The sequence below is a fragment of the Streptomyces sp. NPDC091371 genome (assembly GCF_040684275.1).
Taxonomy (GTDB): Bacteria; Actinomycetota; Actinomycetes; order Streptomycetales; family Streptomycetaceae; genus Streptomyces.
The window spans coordinates 12,356-24,888 of record NZ_JBFBFP010000036.1 but is presented as its reverse complement, the minus strand read 5'-3'; the positions used below and the strand labels follow the sequence as shown (position 1 = coordinate 24,888).

The window sequence follows — 12,533 nt, the reverse complement described above, 5'->3', positions numbered from 1 at the left end:
AATCCGGTCCCCGTCCGCGCGGATCCGGTCTCCTGCCTCGCGGATCCGGTCTCCCCCCGTCCGCCGTTGACGCGCGGGCCGCGGAATCCTACTGTCGACCATAGGATTCCTTCGACGGAGCGGGAGCAGCAGATGAGCGAGCAGGCCAGGAAGACGGCGGAGGCGCTGGAGTACCTCACCGGCTTCGGGAACGAGCACAGCTCGGAGGCCGTGCCCGGCGCACTGCCGCTCGGGCGGAACTCGCCCCAGCGGGCCCCGCTCGGCCTGTACGCCGAGCAGCTCAGCGGCAGCGCCTTCACCGAGCCGCGCACCCACAACCGCCGCTCCTGGCTGTACCGGATCCGCCCCTCGGCCGCGCACCCGCCCTTCACCCGCGTGGACAACGGGGCCGTGCGCACCGCGCCCTTCACCGAGGCCGTCCCGGACCCCAACCGGCTGCGCTGGAACCCGCTGCCCGACCCGGCCCCCGGCACCGACTTCCTGGCCGGCCTGTGGACCCTGGGCGGCAACGGCGACGCGGCCCAGCGCACGGGCATGGCCGTCCACCTCTACTCCGCCAACGCCGACATGACCGACCGGGTGTTCAGCGACTCCGACGGCGAGCTGCTGATCGTCCCCGAGCGCGGCGGGCTGCTGCTGCGCACCGAGCTCGGCCTGCTCAGTGCCGGCCCCGGCGAGATGGCCCTGATCCCGCGCGGCGTGCGCTTCCGCGTGGAGCTCCTCGGGGACGACGCCCGCGGCTACGTCTGCGAGAACTACGGCCAGCCCTTCGAGCTGCCGAACCTGGGCCCGATCGGTGCCAACGGCCTCGCCGCCGCACGGGACTTCCGGGCCCCCGTCGCCGCGTACGAGGACGTCGAGCGCCCGACCGAGGTGGTCAACAAGTTCTGCGGCAACCTCTGGTCGGCCACCTACGACCACTCCCCGCTGGACGTGGTCGCCTGGCACGGCACGCACGTTCCGTACGTCTACGACCTGCGCCGTTTCAATGTGATCGGGACCATCAGCTACGACCACCCGGACCCGTCGATCTTCACCGTGCTGACCGCGCCCACCGACACCCCGGGGCTGGCCGGCGTGGACTTCGTGGTCTTCGCCCCGCGCTGGCTGGTCGGCGAGGACACCTTCCGCCCGCCCTACTTCCACCGCAACGTGATGAGCGAGTACATGGGCCTGATCGAGGGCGCCTACGACGCCAAGGCCGAAGGCTTCGTCCCCGGCGGCGGCTCGCTCCACAACATGATGTCCGCGCACGGTCCGGACCGGGAGACCTTCGACCGGGCGAGCGCCGCCGAGCTGAAGCCGCAGAAGATCGACGACGGCCTGGCCTTCATGTTCGAGACCCGCTGGCCGATCACCGCCACCGCCCAGGCGGCCGGCGCGGACCACCTCCAGCGCGGATACGACGACGTCTGGGAGGGTCTCCAGCGCCACTTCCGCGCCTAATATGCGCAGGACACCGCCCCTGTCAGCCCTACGGAGACCGCACCCGTGACCCCCGTGACCGCCTTCGCCCCCGACTCGCTGGTCCTGAACCGGAAACTGCCGCTCTGGTACCAGGTGTCGCAGTCGCTGCGCGCCTCGATACTCGGGCGCACACCGGACGCCTCGCTGCGGCTGCCCACCGAGGAGCAGCTCGCCGAGCACTACGGGGTGAGCGTGCTGACCATGCGGCAGGCGCTCAAGGAGCTGGAGGGCGAGGGGCTCATCAGCCGGCACCGGCGGCGCGGCACCTTCATCGAGCCGGGGGCGCTGCGGGCCGCCCCGGTGCGGCTGCTGGGTTCGGTCGACGCGATCGTGGCCCAGCAGTCGGGTGAGCGGACGACGATCCTCGGGCACGGGCGGACGGCCGTGTCCGGGGAGCTGCTGGAGCACTTCCCGGACACCCCGGAGGTGGTCACGTACCGCAGGCTGCGCCACGACCGCGAGAGCGGCGAGCCGAGCAACTGGGTCGAGAACGCGGTCCTTCCGGAGTTCGCCGAGTCCGTGGAGCTCGCCGACCTCGAACGGTGGCCGATGACGAAGGTGCTGCGGGACGTCGTCGGGGTGCGCATCAGCCGGATCACGGACACGGTCGAGGCGCGGCTCGCCGACCCGGAGACGGCCGAGCTGCTCCAGGTCCCGCTGCTCAGCCCGATCCTGCACTACACGGGCGTGACGTACGACGAGGACGGCCGGGTGGTGGACGTGGCGCGGATCCGCTACCGCGGCGACCGGTTCTCCTTCACGGTGACGGTCGACGCGCACTGAGCACGGCGCCGGGTGCCCGCTACTTCTCGTCGTCCTCCGCGGACCGCTCGCCCTCGGCCTGGGAGGGCGTGGTGCGCATGGTCTGCGGGTGGTGGGTCTGCTTCATCTGGCTCTCGTCCATGTCCTCGTCGAGCCGCTCTCCCTCGGCCTGCGACGGAGTCGAGTACTCGTCGTACTGGCTCATGACGTCTCCTCGGTCGATTCGGCGCATAGCCGTCATGCGCGTACATAAGGAGCGTAGCTCGTCGGCCTGGGCGCAGCCCGGCCGCCGGGCCCCGTCGCTACCATCGGCGGCGTGAGCGAAGACGTACCGCTGCTGGACGATCTGATGCCCTGGTCCGTGGGCGGCCTGCGGCTGGGCCGGGACTGGGTGGCCGCGCCCGATGCCGCCGCCCTGCGGGCCCGCTGGGCGGCCCTGACCGGTGCCGAAGGCGCCGACCGGGAACGGCTGTTCCGCCCGAGCCGGCTGCGTACGCCCGCCGCCGGGGCGGCCGCGCTGCCGGGTCAGCGCTCGGCGGCCACGGCCCGTTTCGCGGACGAGCCGGGCCCGTGCCCCGAGCCCGTACGGGTGCTCCGCGAGCCCTTCGACGAGCAGTGGCTGCTGCCCGACCAGCGGCTCATCGACTCGGCCCGCCCGGAGCTGTGGCGGGTCCTGGACGAGCACCAGCTGTTCGCCGTCGAGACCCCCGGGCTGCTGGTCAGCGCGCACCTCCCGGCCGGCCGGCTCGGCCGGATCCGCCCCCTGCACCGGCGCCCCGGCGGCGCGGAGCCCAACGTCGCCCCCGGCCTGCTCCCCCTGCTCGGCGAACGCTACGGCGGCTGGGTCACCCCCGAGGACCTGCTGTGCTGGATCCTGGCGGCGGGCCGCCCGGGGCCGCGGGGGTACGAGGTGCCCCTGGCGGCCGACCCCGAGCGCTGGCGGGCCGGCCTGGAGCTGGGGCACCGGCTGCTCACCGTCCAGCTGCGCGGCGCGCGCGGCGGGGAGCCGCCCCGGCTGCCGGGCGGGCGCCGCCCGTACGTGCGCTCGGCGGTCGGGGCGTGGCCGCACGGGCTGGCGTACGACGCGGAGAGCGAGACCCTGAGCCTCGGGACGGGCACGGTCTCCCCCGTGCCCGCCGGGGCCTGGGAGTACGAGGCCCAGGGCGTCCGGGTGCTGGAGGCCTGGTTCGCGGCCCGTGTCGCGCACCGCGCTCCGGACGCCGAGGGGCTGGCGGCGCTGGGCCCGGCCGAGTGGCCGCAGGCCTGGACCTCGGAGCTGCTGGCGCTGGTGACGACCCTGTCGCTGCTGGCCGGGCTGGCGCCGGAGCGGGCCGCCTTCGAGCCGGGCCGGGGCCCGTCCGCGGCGGAGCTGCGGGCGGCCGGGGTGCTGCCGCCGCCGCGCTGGTCCCGCCGGCCCGCCTCGGTGCTGGACCACCAGGAGGAGGGCCCGGGCGGGCAGTTCGCGCTGCTCTAGGGGGTGCGGGGGTTACGCACCCCACGCCCCCAGCAGCCGCGACACCGACCGGTCGAAGACGGCGGCCATGTCCAGCCCCGCGTCCGGCACCGGTGCGGGGCCGCCCGTGAGGGCCGCCGCCAGCCGCGGGTACTGCCCGGTGGCCAGCCGGGAGCCGAGCCAGGCGGCCCGTACGCCCGCCTCCGCGGCCTCGCTCCAGGGCAGCGAGCGGGCCCGTTCGGCCAGCGCCAGCTCGCTCGCCACGTACGCGGAGACCATGCCGTTGACCGCGGCGACGAGCTCCAGCTTCTCGCCGTCCGGCGCGTCCAGCGGAGCCAGGCAGCCCAGGCTGTGCTCCAGGTACGCCAGCGCGTTCGGGCTGAAGCCGTGGACGGGGCTGAGCAGCCGCGGCAGCCAGGGGTGGCGGTGCATCAGGGCCCGCGTCTGGCGGGCCAGCGCGAGCAGGTCGGCCCGCCAGTCGCCGGTCGGCTCCGTGAACGCGTACTCGCCGCTGACCGCGTCGACCATCAGCTCGTACAGGTCGTCCTTGCGCGGCACGTAGTTGTACAGGGACATCGTCCCGGCGCCGATCCCGGCGGCGACGCGCCGCATGGAGACGGCCTCGATCCCCTCCGCGTCGGCGATGCGCACCGCTTCGGCCGCGATCGACTCGCGGCTGTGCGCGGGCCGGGGGCCGCGTCCGGCCCGCTGCGGGCGGGACCAGATCACTTCGGGTTCAGCGGGTCGGCCGCCGGCTGTCATCTCTCGGATCACCTCGTCGTCTCGCCCACCATCTTAGTTACGTACGCCGTACGTAGTGGGGTAGGGTGCCGCACATGACTACTACGTACGCTGTACTTAGTGAGGGTCTGGAGAAGAGCTACGGGAAGGTCCATGCCCTGCGCGGCCTCGACCTCGCCGTGCCCGGGGGCGCGGTCTGCGGTCTGCTCGGCCCCAACGCCGCGGGCAAGACCACCGCCGTGCGGATCCTGACCACCCTCACCGCACCCACCGGCGGCCGCGCCCTCGTCGCCGGTCACGACGTGGCCCGCGAGCCCGCCGCCGTCCGCCGCGCCATCGGGGTGACCGGGCAGTACGCCTCCGTCGACGGGGACCTGACCGGCCGCGAGAACCTGCGGCTCTTCGCCCGCCTCGCCGGACTGCGCGGCGCCGCCGGCCGGACCCGCGCCGACGGGCTGCTGGAGCGCTTCGGGCTCGACGAGGCCGCGGACCGGGTGGCCTCCACCTGGTCCGGCGGCATGCGCAGGCGCCTCGACCTGGCCGCCGGCCTGATCACCCGCCCCCGCGTGCTGTTCCTCGACGAGCCCACCACCGGCCTGGACCCGGCCGCCCGCGAGGGGATCTGGACCGCCGTACGAGAACTCGCCGGGCAGGGCACCACCGTGCTGCTCACCACCCAGTACCTGGAGGAGGCCGACCGGCTCGCCGACGACGTCGTGGTCGTCGACCGCGGCCGCGCCGTCGCGCACGGCACCCCCGCCGAGCTCAAGGTCCGGATCGGCTCCCACGCCGAGGTGACCGTCGCGGAACCGCGGGCCCTCGCGGGCGCGGCCGCCGTGCTCGACCGGGTCACCGGAGGCCGGCCCGTCCTGGACGAGGAGCGCCTCACCGTCGGGGTGACCGTCCTCGACTCCGGGCTGACCCTGCCGCGGATCATCCGCGAGCTCGACACCGCCGCGGTCCCCGTCACCGACGCGAGCCTGCGCCCGCCCACCCTCGACGAGGTGTTCCTGCGCCTCACCGGCACCGCCTCGACCCTGAAGGAGAACGCCGCATGAGCACCCTGCTGTCCGACGGCGGCGCCGTCCTGACCCGCCAGCTGCAGAAGGCCCGGCACGCCCCCGCGCTGCTGATCCTCACGCAGACCATGCCGATCACGATGCTGCTGTTCTTCGGCTACGTCTTCGGCAGCGCGCTGGCCATGCCGGGCGCCGAGTACCGCGAGTTCCTGGTCCCCGGGCTGCTCGCCGCCACCGCCGCGAACGGCCTGATGACCGGCTTGTTCACGGCGGCGCAGGACGCCCACCGCGGGGTGATGGACCGCTTCCGGACCCTGCCGATGAGCCGCGCCGCCGTCCCGCTCGGGCAGACCGCCGCCGACCTCCTCACCACGGCGGCCTCGATGGTGCCGCTGATGCTGGTGGGGCTGGCGATGGGCTGGCGGGTCGAGAACGGCCTGCCGGGCGCGCTGGGGGCCCTGGGCGTGCTCCTGCTGTTCCGTTTCGCCTCCGCCTGGGTCGGCACCTACCTCGGCCTGCTCAGCAAGAGCGAGGAGGCCGCGGGCCAGCTCGGCGGTGCCACCTTCGTCCTGCCCATGCTGTCGAGCGCGTACCTGCCGACAGCCGGGCTGCCGGGCTGGCTGCGCACGGTCGCCGAGTGGAACCCGATCAGCGCCGTCGCCACCGCCGTACGCGAACTGTGCGGAAACGCCGGAGGCGCAGCAACCGATGCCGCGGCGGGCGCCGCCTGGCCGGCCGCGCACCCGGTGGCGGGGGCGCTGGCCTGGTCGGCGCTGCTGCTCGCGGTGTTCGCGCCGCTCGCGACCCGGAGGTTCGCCCGGGGTACGGCGGGCTGACCGCCCCCGGGGGGTGACAGGGCGGGGTCGTACGGGATAGGCATCGGTGCCATGGACTCCGAAAGCGCCGCACCCGAACCCCTCCCGCTGGACGGCGTCACCGTCGTCGCCGTCGAACAGGCCGTCTCGGCCCCCTTCGCCACCCGCCAGCTCGCCGACCTCGGCGCACGGGTGATCAAGGTCGAGCGCCCCGACGGCGGCGACTTCGCGCGTGCCTACGACACCACCGCGCGGGGCCTCGCCTCGCACTTCGTGTGGGCGAACCGCGGCAAGGAGTCCCTCGCGCTCGACCTGAAGGACCCGCGCGGCCTGGAGATCCTGCACGGGCTGCTCGCCGGCGCGGACGTGTTCGTGCAGAACCTCGCGCAGGGGGCCGCCGCCCGGCTCGGGATCGACTCCGCCGCACTGTGCGCGCGTTACCCGCGGCTGGTCGCCGTGGACGTCTCCGGCTACGGCGCGGAGGGACCGTACGCCCACAAGCGCGCCTACGACATGCTCGTCCAGTGCGAGGCGGGACTGGTCTCGGTGACCGGCACCCCGGAGCAGCCCGTCAAGGCGGGCATCCCGGCGGCCGACATCGCGGCGGCCATGTACGCCTTCTCGGGGGTGCTCGCCGCCCTGCTGCGCCGCGGGGTCACCGGGCGCGGCGGCCGGGTGGAGGTGTCCATGCTGGACGCGCTCGCCGAGTGGATGGGGCACCCGCTGCACCACACGATGCACGGCGGGGAGCAGCCCGTACGGACCGGGCTCGCGCACGCGGTGATCGCGCCCTACGACGCCTATGCGACGGCCGACGGGGACCGGGTGCTGCTGTCCGTGCAGAACGACCGCGAGTGGCGGCGGCTGGCCGGGCAGGTGCTGGAGCGGCCCGAGTTGGCCGAGGACCCGGCGTACGCGACGAACGCGGCGCGGACCGGGAACCGGGAGAAGACCGACGCGGTGGTGGCCGAGGCGCTGGGCCGGCTGGGCGCGGACGAGGCGATCGGACGGCTGGAGGCGGCGGGCATCGCCTGCGCGCGGCTGAACTCGGTGGCGCAGCTCGCCCGGCATCCGCAGCTGGCCGCCCGGGACCGCTGGCGGGAGGTGGGGTCACCGGCCGGTCCGCTGCGGGCCCTGTTGCCGCCGATCGGGCTGCCGGGCGGCGCGGCACCGCACATGGGTGCGGTGCCCGCGCTGGGCGAACACACCGGCCCCCTGCTGCGCGCCCTGGGGATGGCGGACGCGCAGATCTCGGAACTGCGCCGGGACGGCGTGGTCGCGTAGGTGCTCGCGTCGGGCACGCCCGGGTGGAGCGTGCCCGCGTAGGGCCGGGAAGCCGAGGCCTGGACGGCGGACGGCCGCGGTGCGGGTGGGGACGGTTACGAGCGGCGGCTGCCGAAGAGCGTGCGACGCAGGCGGCGCAGCGGCGCGAAGAGCGAGACGCGCGCGCTCCGGCTCCGCAGGCGGTGCGTGTGGTCGCGGGACGTGAGCTCGCGCATCAGCAGGGTCGCCTCGGCGGTCTCCCGGTGCGGGACGGCGGGTCCGCCCAGCACGGCGAGGTGACGGTCGAGGCGCGAGCTGGTCGCGCTGCTGCCGCAGGTGATGGCAGGCACGCGTGGCGGCCTGCTGCGCATTGCTATCTGTTCCATGATCTCTCCCCACCCGTACGAGGGCACCCGGCCCGGGCAGGTTAACCCTATCGCCCCCGCAACGCCCTCGGGTATCCCGGTGGTGTGAATTACCCCTGTGGCGACGGGGAGTTGACGATTACTCAGCGGAGTCGACCGTCACTCTCCGCACTGGCTGGCCGGGTTGGGGGCGCCCAGCCGCGAGTCACGTCACAACAGGGGCCACTTCGCACGCTCTGCGCTAACTTGGAGTGATCGCCTGATGACACTTGGGAGGCTCGCGTGAGTGGGAACGTGGGTGAACCGGCTGACGTGGGTGGGGAATCGCACTCCGATCGTGTCATCTCCGGGCGGTACCGGCTGCTGGAACCCATCGGCCGGGGCGGGATGGGCGTCGTGTGGCGCGCCCGGGACGAGGTACTGGCCCGGGACGTCGCCGTCAAGGAGGTACGCGCGCCGGCCTGGATGGAGGCCGCCGAACTCGGGCGGATGTACCGGCGCCTGGAGCGCGAGGCCTGGGCGGCGGCCCGCGTCGCGCACCGCGGGGTCGTCACCGTCTACGACGTGGCCTCCGAGGACGGCCGGCCCTGGATCGTGATGGAGCTGGTGCGGGGCCTCTCGCTGGCCGACGTACTGGAGGCCGAGGGGCCGATGCCCCCGCAGCGCGCCGCGCACATCGGGGAGCAGGTGCTGGCCGCGCTGCGGTCCGCGCACGAGGCCGGAGTGCTGCACCGGGACGTCAAACCGGGCAACGTGCTGATCGCCAATGACGGCCGGGTGGTGCTGAGCGACTTCGGGATCGCCAGCCTGGAGGGCTCCTCGGCGATCACGATGACGGGCGAGGTGGTCGGCTCCCCCGAGTTCCTGGCCCCGGAACGGGCCCTCGGGCAGGAGCCCGGCCCGGAGTCGGACCTGTGGTCGCTCGGGGTCATGCTGTACGCGGCCGTCGAGGGCGTGTCCCCGTTCCGGGGCGAGACCCCGCTGGACACCCTGCGGGCCGTGGTGGACGGGGAGTTGCCGGCCCCGCGCCGGGCGGGGCCGCTGGAGCCCGTACTGGAGGGGCTGCTGCGCAAGGACCCGGCCGTCAGGCTGCCCGCGGCGGAGGCCGCCCGGATGCTGCGGGTGGTGGGCGCGGGCGGGACCGTACGGGCCTCGGGCGGGCCGGTGTCGGGGCCGGACTCGCCGACGGCCGTCGCGCACCACGCGCACGACCACGACCAGCAGCACCGGCACCCCCACGCTCCGCAGCAGCCCCCCACCGCGCCGCTGCCCCGCCCCGAACCCGAACCGGCGCCGCGCAGCACGGCCGCGGGGGCCGTGCTGGCCGCCGGAATCGTGCTGCTGCTCGCGGCGATCGCCCTGCTGGGGTGGCTGGTGCTGAAGGATCGCGAGGACTCGGGCGGCGGCAGCGGGGGCGCGGGCCCGACGGGCCCGGCGACCACCGCGCCGACCGCCACGGGGAAGCCCTCGGCGGGGCCGTCCGCTTCGGGCCCGGCGTCCGGGTCGGCATCGCCGTCGGGGGCGGCGGGCCAGCACGTGGTCGCGTACGTGGACACCGTGCGCTCCTCCTACACCGGCCCCTGCCCGCCGCCCGCGGAGCGGGCGCCCGCCTTCACCGCCACGGTCGAGGTGGAGCGCACCCCGGTGACGCTGGAGTACCGGTGGGCCACGCGGAGCGGGAAGAGCTCCGGTCCCGGCTGGCAGTCCGTCATGTACGAGGAGGGCGGGCCGCGGAACCGGCGGCTGGAGCACACCGAGCTCACGCACGTACCGGGCGCGGACCGGGACGACGCGGTGCGGCTGGAGGTGCGGGGCCCTGCGGAGGTGGCCACGCAGTGGGTGGACATCTCCGTGACGTGCGAGAAGGAGGAGACCCCGACGAGCGGGGCCTCCTCCCCCGGTGCGAGCCCGTCGCCGGTGTCACCGGGTCCGACGCCGAGCCCCTGAGCGGCCGGTCAGGCGGCGTTCGTGAAGACGGGCAGGTAGCCGCTGGACTGTCCGGCGGCGGTCGGGTGGTAGGACTCGCCTATGTTGAGCCAGTTGACGCTGTGGAGCCATGCGCTGCCCGAGCAGATCTCGTGGCCCGTGAAGGCTCCGGCGACCGAGGCGAAGGTGAAGCCGTGGTCGGCGGCGCGCTTGGCGATGGCGGCGTTGAGGTGGTCGGCCGCGCCGTTGATGGCGGAGCGTTCGCCCTCGGTCAGGCCCGTGGTGCAGGTGCCGTTCAGCTTGTAGAAGCGGGGGTAGCCGAGGACGACGACGTGCGCGGCGGGCGCCCGTCCGGAGATGGCGCTGTACACCTGGTCGAGCTGGCCGGGGAGGGTGGAGTCCACGTACGCCTTGGCCTGGTTGACGCGGGCGACGCAGGTGGCCTCGGACTGGAGCACACAGGTCGTCATGACGTCCGAGAATCCGGCGTCGTTGCCGCCGATGGTGATGCTGACCAGGTCGGTGCCGGAGTTGAGGGGGGCGAGCTGGCCGGACAGGACGTCACCCGTACGAGCGCCCGAGCAAGCGGCGAAGGAGAAGGTCTGCGGGGCGTGGGAGGCGGCCCAGAGGGCCGGGTAGGCGCGGGTGGTGCGCTTGCAGTTGCCGCTGGCGCTGTCGTAGTTGCCGGCGCCGACACCGGAGGAGTACGAGTCGCCGAGGGCGACGTAGCCGAAGTCGGCCTGGGCGGCGGCCGCCTGGCCCGCGCCGAACAGGGCGGCGCCCGCCGCGAGTAACAGCGAGGACGTCAAGGCGGCGAAACGCGTCATTCTCATGCTCATGGAGATGCGGCTCCTTGTGGGGGTTACTCCGGAGTTACTGCTGAGTCCGTGGTACAAGGAGCCGAGGTCTGCTGGAAGTGTTCATGCCAAGAATTTTCGGAGCAGAGTTGCGGGCCGAATCTTCACCTCCGATGCGTTTGAAGAGGGAACTTGGGCACCCGAACCGGCGAAACACGGGTGCATGAGGGCACGGTGTGCCGGATCATGGGCGCCATGCCAGCCAACCCGCATGACGCGCTGCCGATCCGGCTCAATGTCGACGACAGCGATTCGCCGTCGGATGTCGTGGACGCGTTGTTCCTCGGCCGGTTCGCGACCGGCGAACAGCCGTACTCGCACAGCCTGTCGATCGAACGGGTGAAGGCGGAGGCGACCCTGCTGCCGCCCGGCGCCACCGTCCTGCGCTCGGCGCGCGACAGCGACCGCAGCGCCACCCTCGCGGAGGGCGAGGGCTGGACCATGCTCGTCTCCCGCTGGAGCCGGGGCGCGGACGTCACGGTGACGGCGGTCAGCGACGAGCTCGCGCAGAGCGTGCTGGGCGAGGCCACGGAGGGCGCGCAGGACGAGCCCGAACCGCAGCCGGACAACGTCACGATGGGCTTCTGGTACGTCTCCCCGCGCCGCGGCCCGTACCGGACGACCCGCCAGATCGCCGCCGGGACCTGGGCGGAGGTGCGCCCGAACTACACGGCGCCGGTGGCGGGGGCGATGGACCGGCTGATGAAGGTGACCCGGACGACATCGCGGGCCGGCTGCTGCTGCTCCACGGGCCGCCGGGGACGGGCAAGACCTCCGCACTGCGCACCCTCGCCCGGTCATGGCGGGACTGGTGCCAGGTGGACTGCGTCCTGGACCCGGAGCGGCTGTTCAACGACGTCGGCTACCTGATGGACATCGCGATCGGCGAGGACGAGGGCACGGCGAAGGGCCGTTGGCGGCTGCTGCTGCTGGAGGACTGCGACGAGCTGATCCGCGGCGAGGCCCGGCACACGGCGGGCCAGGCCCTGTCCCGCCTTCTCAACCTGACGGACGGGCTGCTGGGGCAGGGCCGCAACGTCCTGGTCGGCGTCACGACCAACGAGGACCTCGAACGCCTCCACCCCGCGGTGGTCCGCCCGGGCCGCTGCCTGGCCCGCATCGAGGTCGGCCGGCTGACGCACCGCGAGGCCGTGGACTGGCTGGGCACGGACGAGGGCGTGTCCCGCGAGGGGGCGAGCCTGGCGGAACTCTTCGCCCTGCGGCGCGGAACGGGCGGCCCGGCCATGCTGCCGCCGCAGGCCCACTCGGAGGCGGGGCTGTACCTCTAGCTTCCGGCGGGCGGGCGATCGGTGGCGCGGCTCAAGGATCCGGGGCTCCGCCCCGTACCCCGCTCCTCAAACGCCGGAGGGGCTGAGTTTCGCTCGCGTCGGCTTGCAAGTGCGCGCCTGCGGGCGATCCAGCCGCACCTGGCGGCGGCAACGGTGCCGCACCCGCGAACTACTGGGCGTACCTGGCCCGGAGGGCTTCCGCGGCGGCCGCGACGGCTTCGGCCTCGGTCAGGCCCAGCCGGTGCGCCCGCTCCGCATAGGCCTGCGCGGCGGACGCCGCTTCGCGGGAGGCTCCCTCGCCCGCCGCCGCGACGAACGTCCCGTTCCGCCCCCGCGTCTCGATCACCCCGTCCGCCTCCAGCACCCGGTACGCCTTCGCGACGGTGTTCGCGGCCAGCCCCAGCTCCTCCGCCAGCCCCCGCACGGTCGGCAGTTTGAAGCCGGCCGGGAGCTTCCCGGACCGGGCCCGGTCGGCGATCTGCGTGCGCAGCTGTTCGTACGGGGCGGCCGAGCCGGTCCGTACGTCGATGGTGATCTTCAGGTTCGTCGAGGTCACGCGGGTGATTGTCCCCCATC

The 12,533-nt window shown here is 74.2% G+C and carries 12 protein-coding genes and 1 pseudogene; 8 read left to right on the top strand and 5 right to left on the bottom strand.

The window, feature by feature from the left end:
- Nucleotides 1-132 precede the first annotated feature (132 nt).
- Nucleotides 133-1,446, top strand: a complete 1,314-nt coding sequence (hmgA, locus tag AB0O21_RS29565; RefSeq protein WP_365175907.1) for a homogentisate 1,2-dioxygenase — start codon at nt 133-135, stop codon at nt 1,444-1,446.
- A gap of 54 nt (nt 1,447-1,500) precedes the next feature.
- Nucleotides 1,501-2,250, top strand: a complete 750-nt coding sequence (locus AB0O21_RS29560; RefSeq protein WP_365175957.1) for a GntR family transcriptional regulator — start codon at nt 1,501-1,503, stop codon at nt 2,248-2,250.
- A gap of 19 nt (nt 2,251-2,269) precedes the next feature.
- Here AB0O21_RS29560 and AB0O21_RS29555 read toward each other — a convergent pair whose 3' ends face one another.
- A complete protein-coding gene (locus AB0O21_RS29555) occupies nt 2,270-2,434 on the bottom strand; it encodes a hypothetical protein (protein WP_365175906.1) in 165 nt (54 codons plus the stop codon).
- 144 nt (nt 2,435-2,578) lie between these two features.
- Between AB0O21_RS29555 and AB0O21_RS29550 the strand changes: the two genes are divergently transcribed.
- Nucleotides 2,579-3,703, top strand: coding sequence for a type ISP restriction/modification enzyme (locus AB0O21_RS29550; RefSeq protein WP_365175956.1), 1,125 nt, complete (start codon nt 2,579-2,581; stop codon nt 3,701-3,703).
- A 12-nt stretch (nt 3,704-3,715) separates the two neighbouring features.
- On the opposite strand, the gene AB0O21_RS29545 is transcribed toward AB0O21_RS29550, so the two are convergent.
- On the bottom strand, nt 3,716-4,444 hold the full coding sequence (locus AB0O21_RS29545) for a TetR/AcrR family transcriptional regulator (RefSeq protein ID WP_365175905.1): 729 nt from the start codon (nt 4,442-4,444) through the stop codon (nt 3,716-3,718).
- Nucleotides 4,445-4,518: 74 nt separating this feature from the next.
- Here AB0O21_RS29545 and AB0O21_RS29540 point away from each other — a divergent pair, with 74 nt between their 5' ends.
- From AB0O21_RS29540 to AB0O21_RS29530, 3 genes are read left to right on the top strand one after another with little or no spacing between them, the layout of a single operon-like run.
- Nucleotides 4,519-5,481, top strand: a complete 963-nt coding sequence (locus tag AB0O21_RS29540) for an ATP-binding cassette domain-containing protein (protein WP_365175904.1) — start codon at nt 4,519-4,521, stop codon at nt 5,479-5,481.
- Entirely contained in the window at nt 5,478-6,278 is an 801-nt protein-coding gene (locus AB0O21_RS29535; RefSeq protein WP_365175903.1) for an ABC transporter permease, read from the top strand. The genes AB0O21_RS29540 and AB0O21_RS29535 overlap by 4 nt, the downstream gene beginning before the upstream one ends.
- A gap of 51 nt (nt 6,279-6,329) precedes the next feature.
- On the top strand, nt 6,330-7,541 hold the full coding sequence (locus AB0O21_RS29530; protein ID WP_365175902.1) for a CaiB/BaiF CoA-transferase family protein: 1,212 nt from the start codon (nt 6,330-6,332) through the stop codon (nt 7,539-7,541).
- Nucleotides 7,542-7,636: 95 nt separating this feature from the next.
- Here AB0O21_RS29530 and AB0O21_RS29525 read toward each other — a convergent pair whose 3' ends face one another.
- Nucleotides 7,637-7,906 (bottom strand): hypothetical protein, encoded by a 270-nt coding sequence (locus tag AB0O21_RS29525; protein ID WP_076046471.1) that lies wholly within the window; start codon nt 7,904-7,906, stop codon nt 7,637-7,639.
- A gap of 261 nt (nt 7,907-8,167) precedes the next feature.
- Here AB0O21_RS29525 and AB0O21_RS29520 point away from each other — a divergent pair, with 261 nt between their 5' ends.
- On the top strand, nt 8,168-9,832 hold the full coding sequence (locus tag AB0O21_RS29520) for a serine/threonine-protein kinase (protein WP_365175901.1): 1,665 nt from the start codon (nt 8,168-8,170) through the stop codon (nt 9,830-9,832).
- 8 nt (nt 9,833-9,840) lie between these two features.
- Here AB0O21_RS29520 and AB0O21_RS29515 read toward each other — a convergent pair whose 3' ends face one another.
- Nucleotides 9,841-10,644, bottom strand: a complete 804-nt coding sequence (locus AB0O21_RS29515) for an SGNH/GDSL hydrolase family protein (protein WP_365175955.1) — start codon at nt 10,642-10,644, stop codon at nt 9,841-9,843.
- Nucleotides 10,645-10,863: 219 nt separating this feature from the next.
- Between AB0O21_RS29515 and AB0O21_RS29510 the strand changes: the two are divergent.
- Nucleotides 10,864-11,957, top strand: a pseudogene (locus tag AB0O21_RS29510) (DUF5925 domain-containing protein).
- A 169-nt stretch (nt 11,958-12,126) separates the two neighbouring features.
- On the opposite strand, the gene AB0O21_RS29505 reads toward AB0O21_RS29510, so the two are convergent.
- A complete protein-coding gene (locus AB0O21_RS29505; protein ID WP_365175900.1) occupies nt 12,127-12,513 on the bottom strand; it encodes a GntR family transcriptional regulator in 387 nt (128 codons plus the stop codon).
- Nucleotides 12,514-12,533 lie beyond the last annotated feature (20 nt).

Coding starts and splice junctions, on each gene's coding strand:
- hmgA (WP_365175907.1), top strand. CDS start 133: ATGAGCGAGCAGGCCAGGAAGACGGCGGAGGCGCTGGAGTACCTCACC.
- AB0O21_RS29555 (WP_365175906.1), bottom strand. CDS start 2,434: ATGAGCCAGTACGACGAGTACTCGACTCCGTCGCAGGCCGAGGGAGAG.
- AB0O21_RS29550 (WP_365175956.1), top strand. CDS start 2,579: ATGCCCTGGTCCGTGGGCGGCCTGCGGCTGGGCCGGGACTGGGTGGCC.
- AB0O21_RS29545 (WP_365175905.1), bottom strand. CDS start 4,444: ATGACAGCCGGCGGCCGACCCGCTGAACCCGAAGTGATCTGGTCCCGC.
- AB0O21_RS29540 (WP_365175904.1), top strand. CDS start 4,519: ATGACTACTACGTACGCTGTACTTAGTGAGGGTCTGGAGAAGAGCTAC.
- AB0O21_RS29535 (WP_365175903.1), top strand. CDS start 5,478: ATGAGCACCCTGCTGTCCGACGGCGGCGCCGTCCTGACCCGCCAGCTG.
- AB0O21_RS29530 (WP_365175902.1), top strand. CDS start 6,330: ATGGACTCCGAAAGCGCCGCACCCGAACCCCTCCCGCTGGACGGCGTC.
- AB0O21_RS29525 (WP_076046471.1), bottom strand. CDS start 7,906: ATGGAACAGATAGCAATGCGCAGCAGGCCGCCACGCGTGCCTGCCATC.
- AB0O21_RS29515 (WP_365175955.1), bottom strand. CDS start 10,644: ATGAGAATGACGCGTTTCGCCGCCTTGACGTCCTCGCTGTTACTCGCG.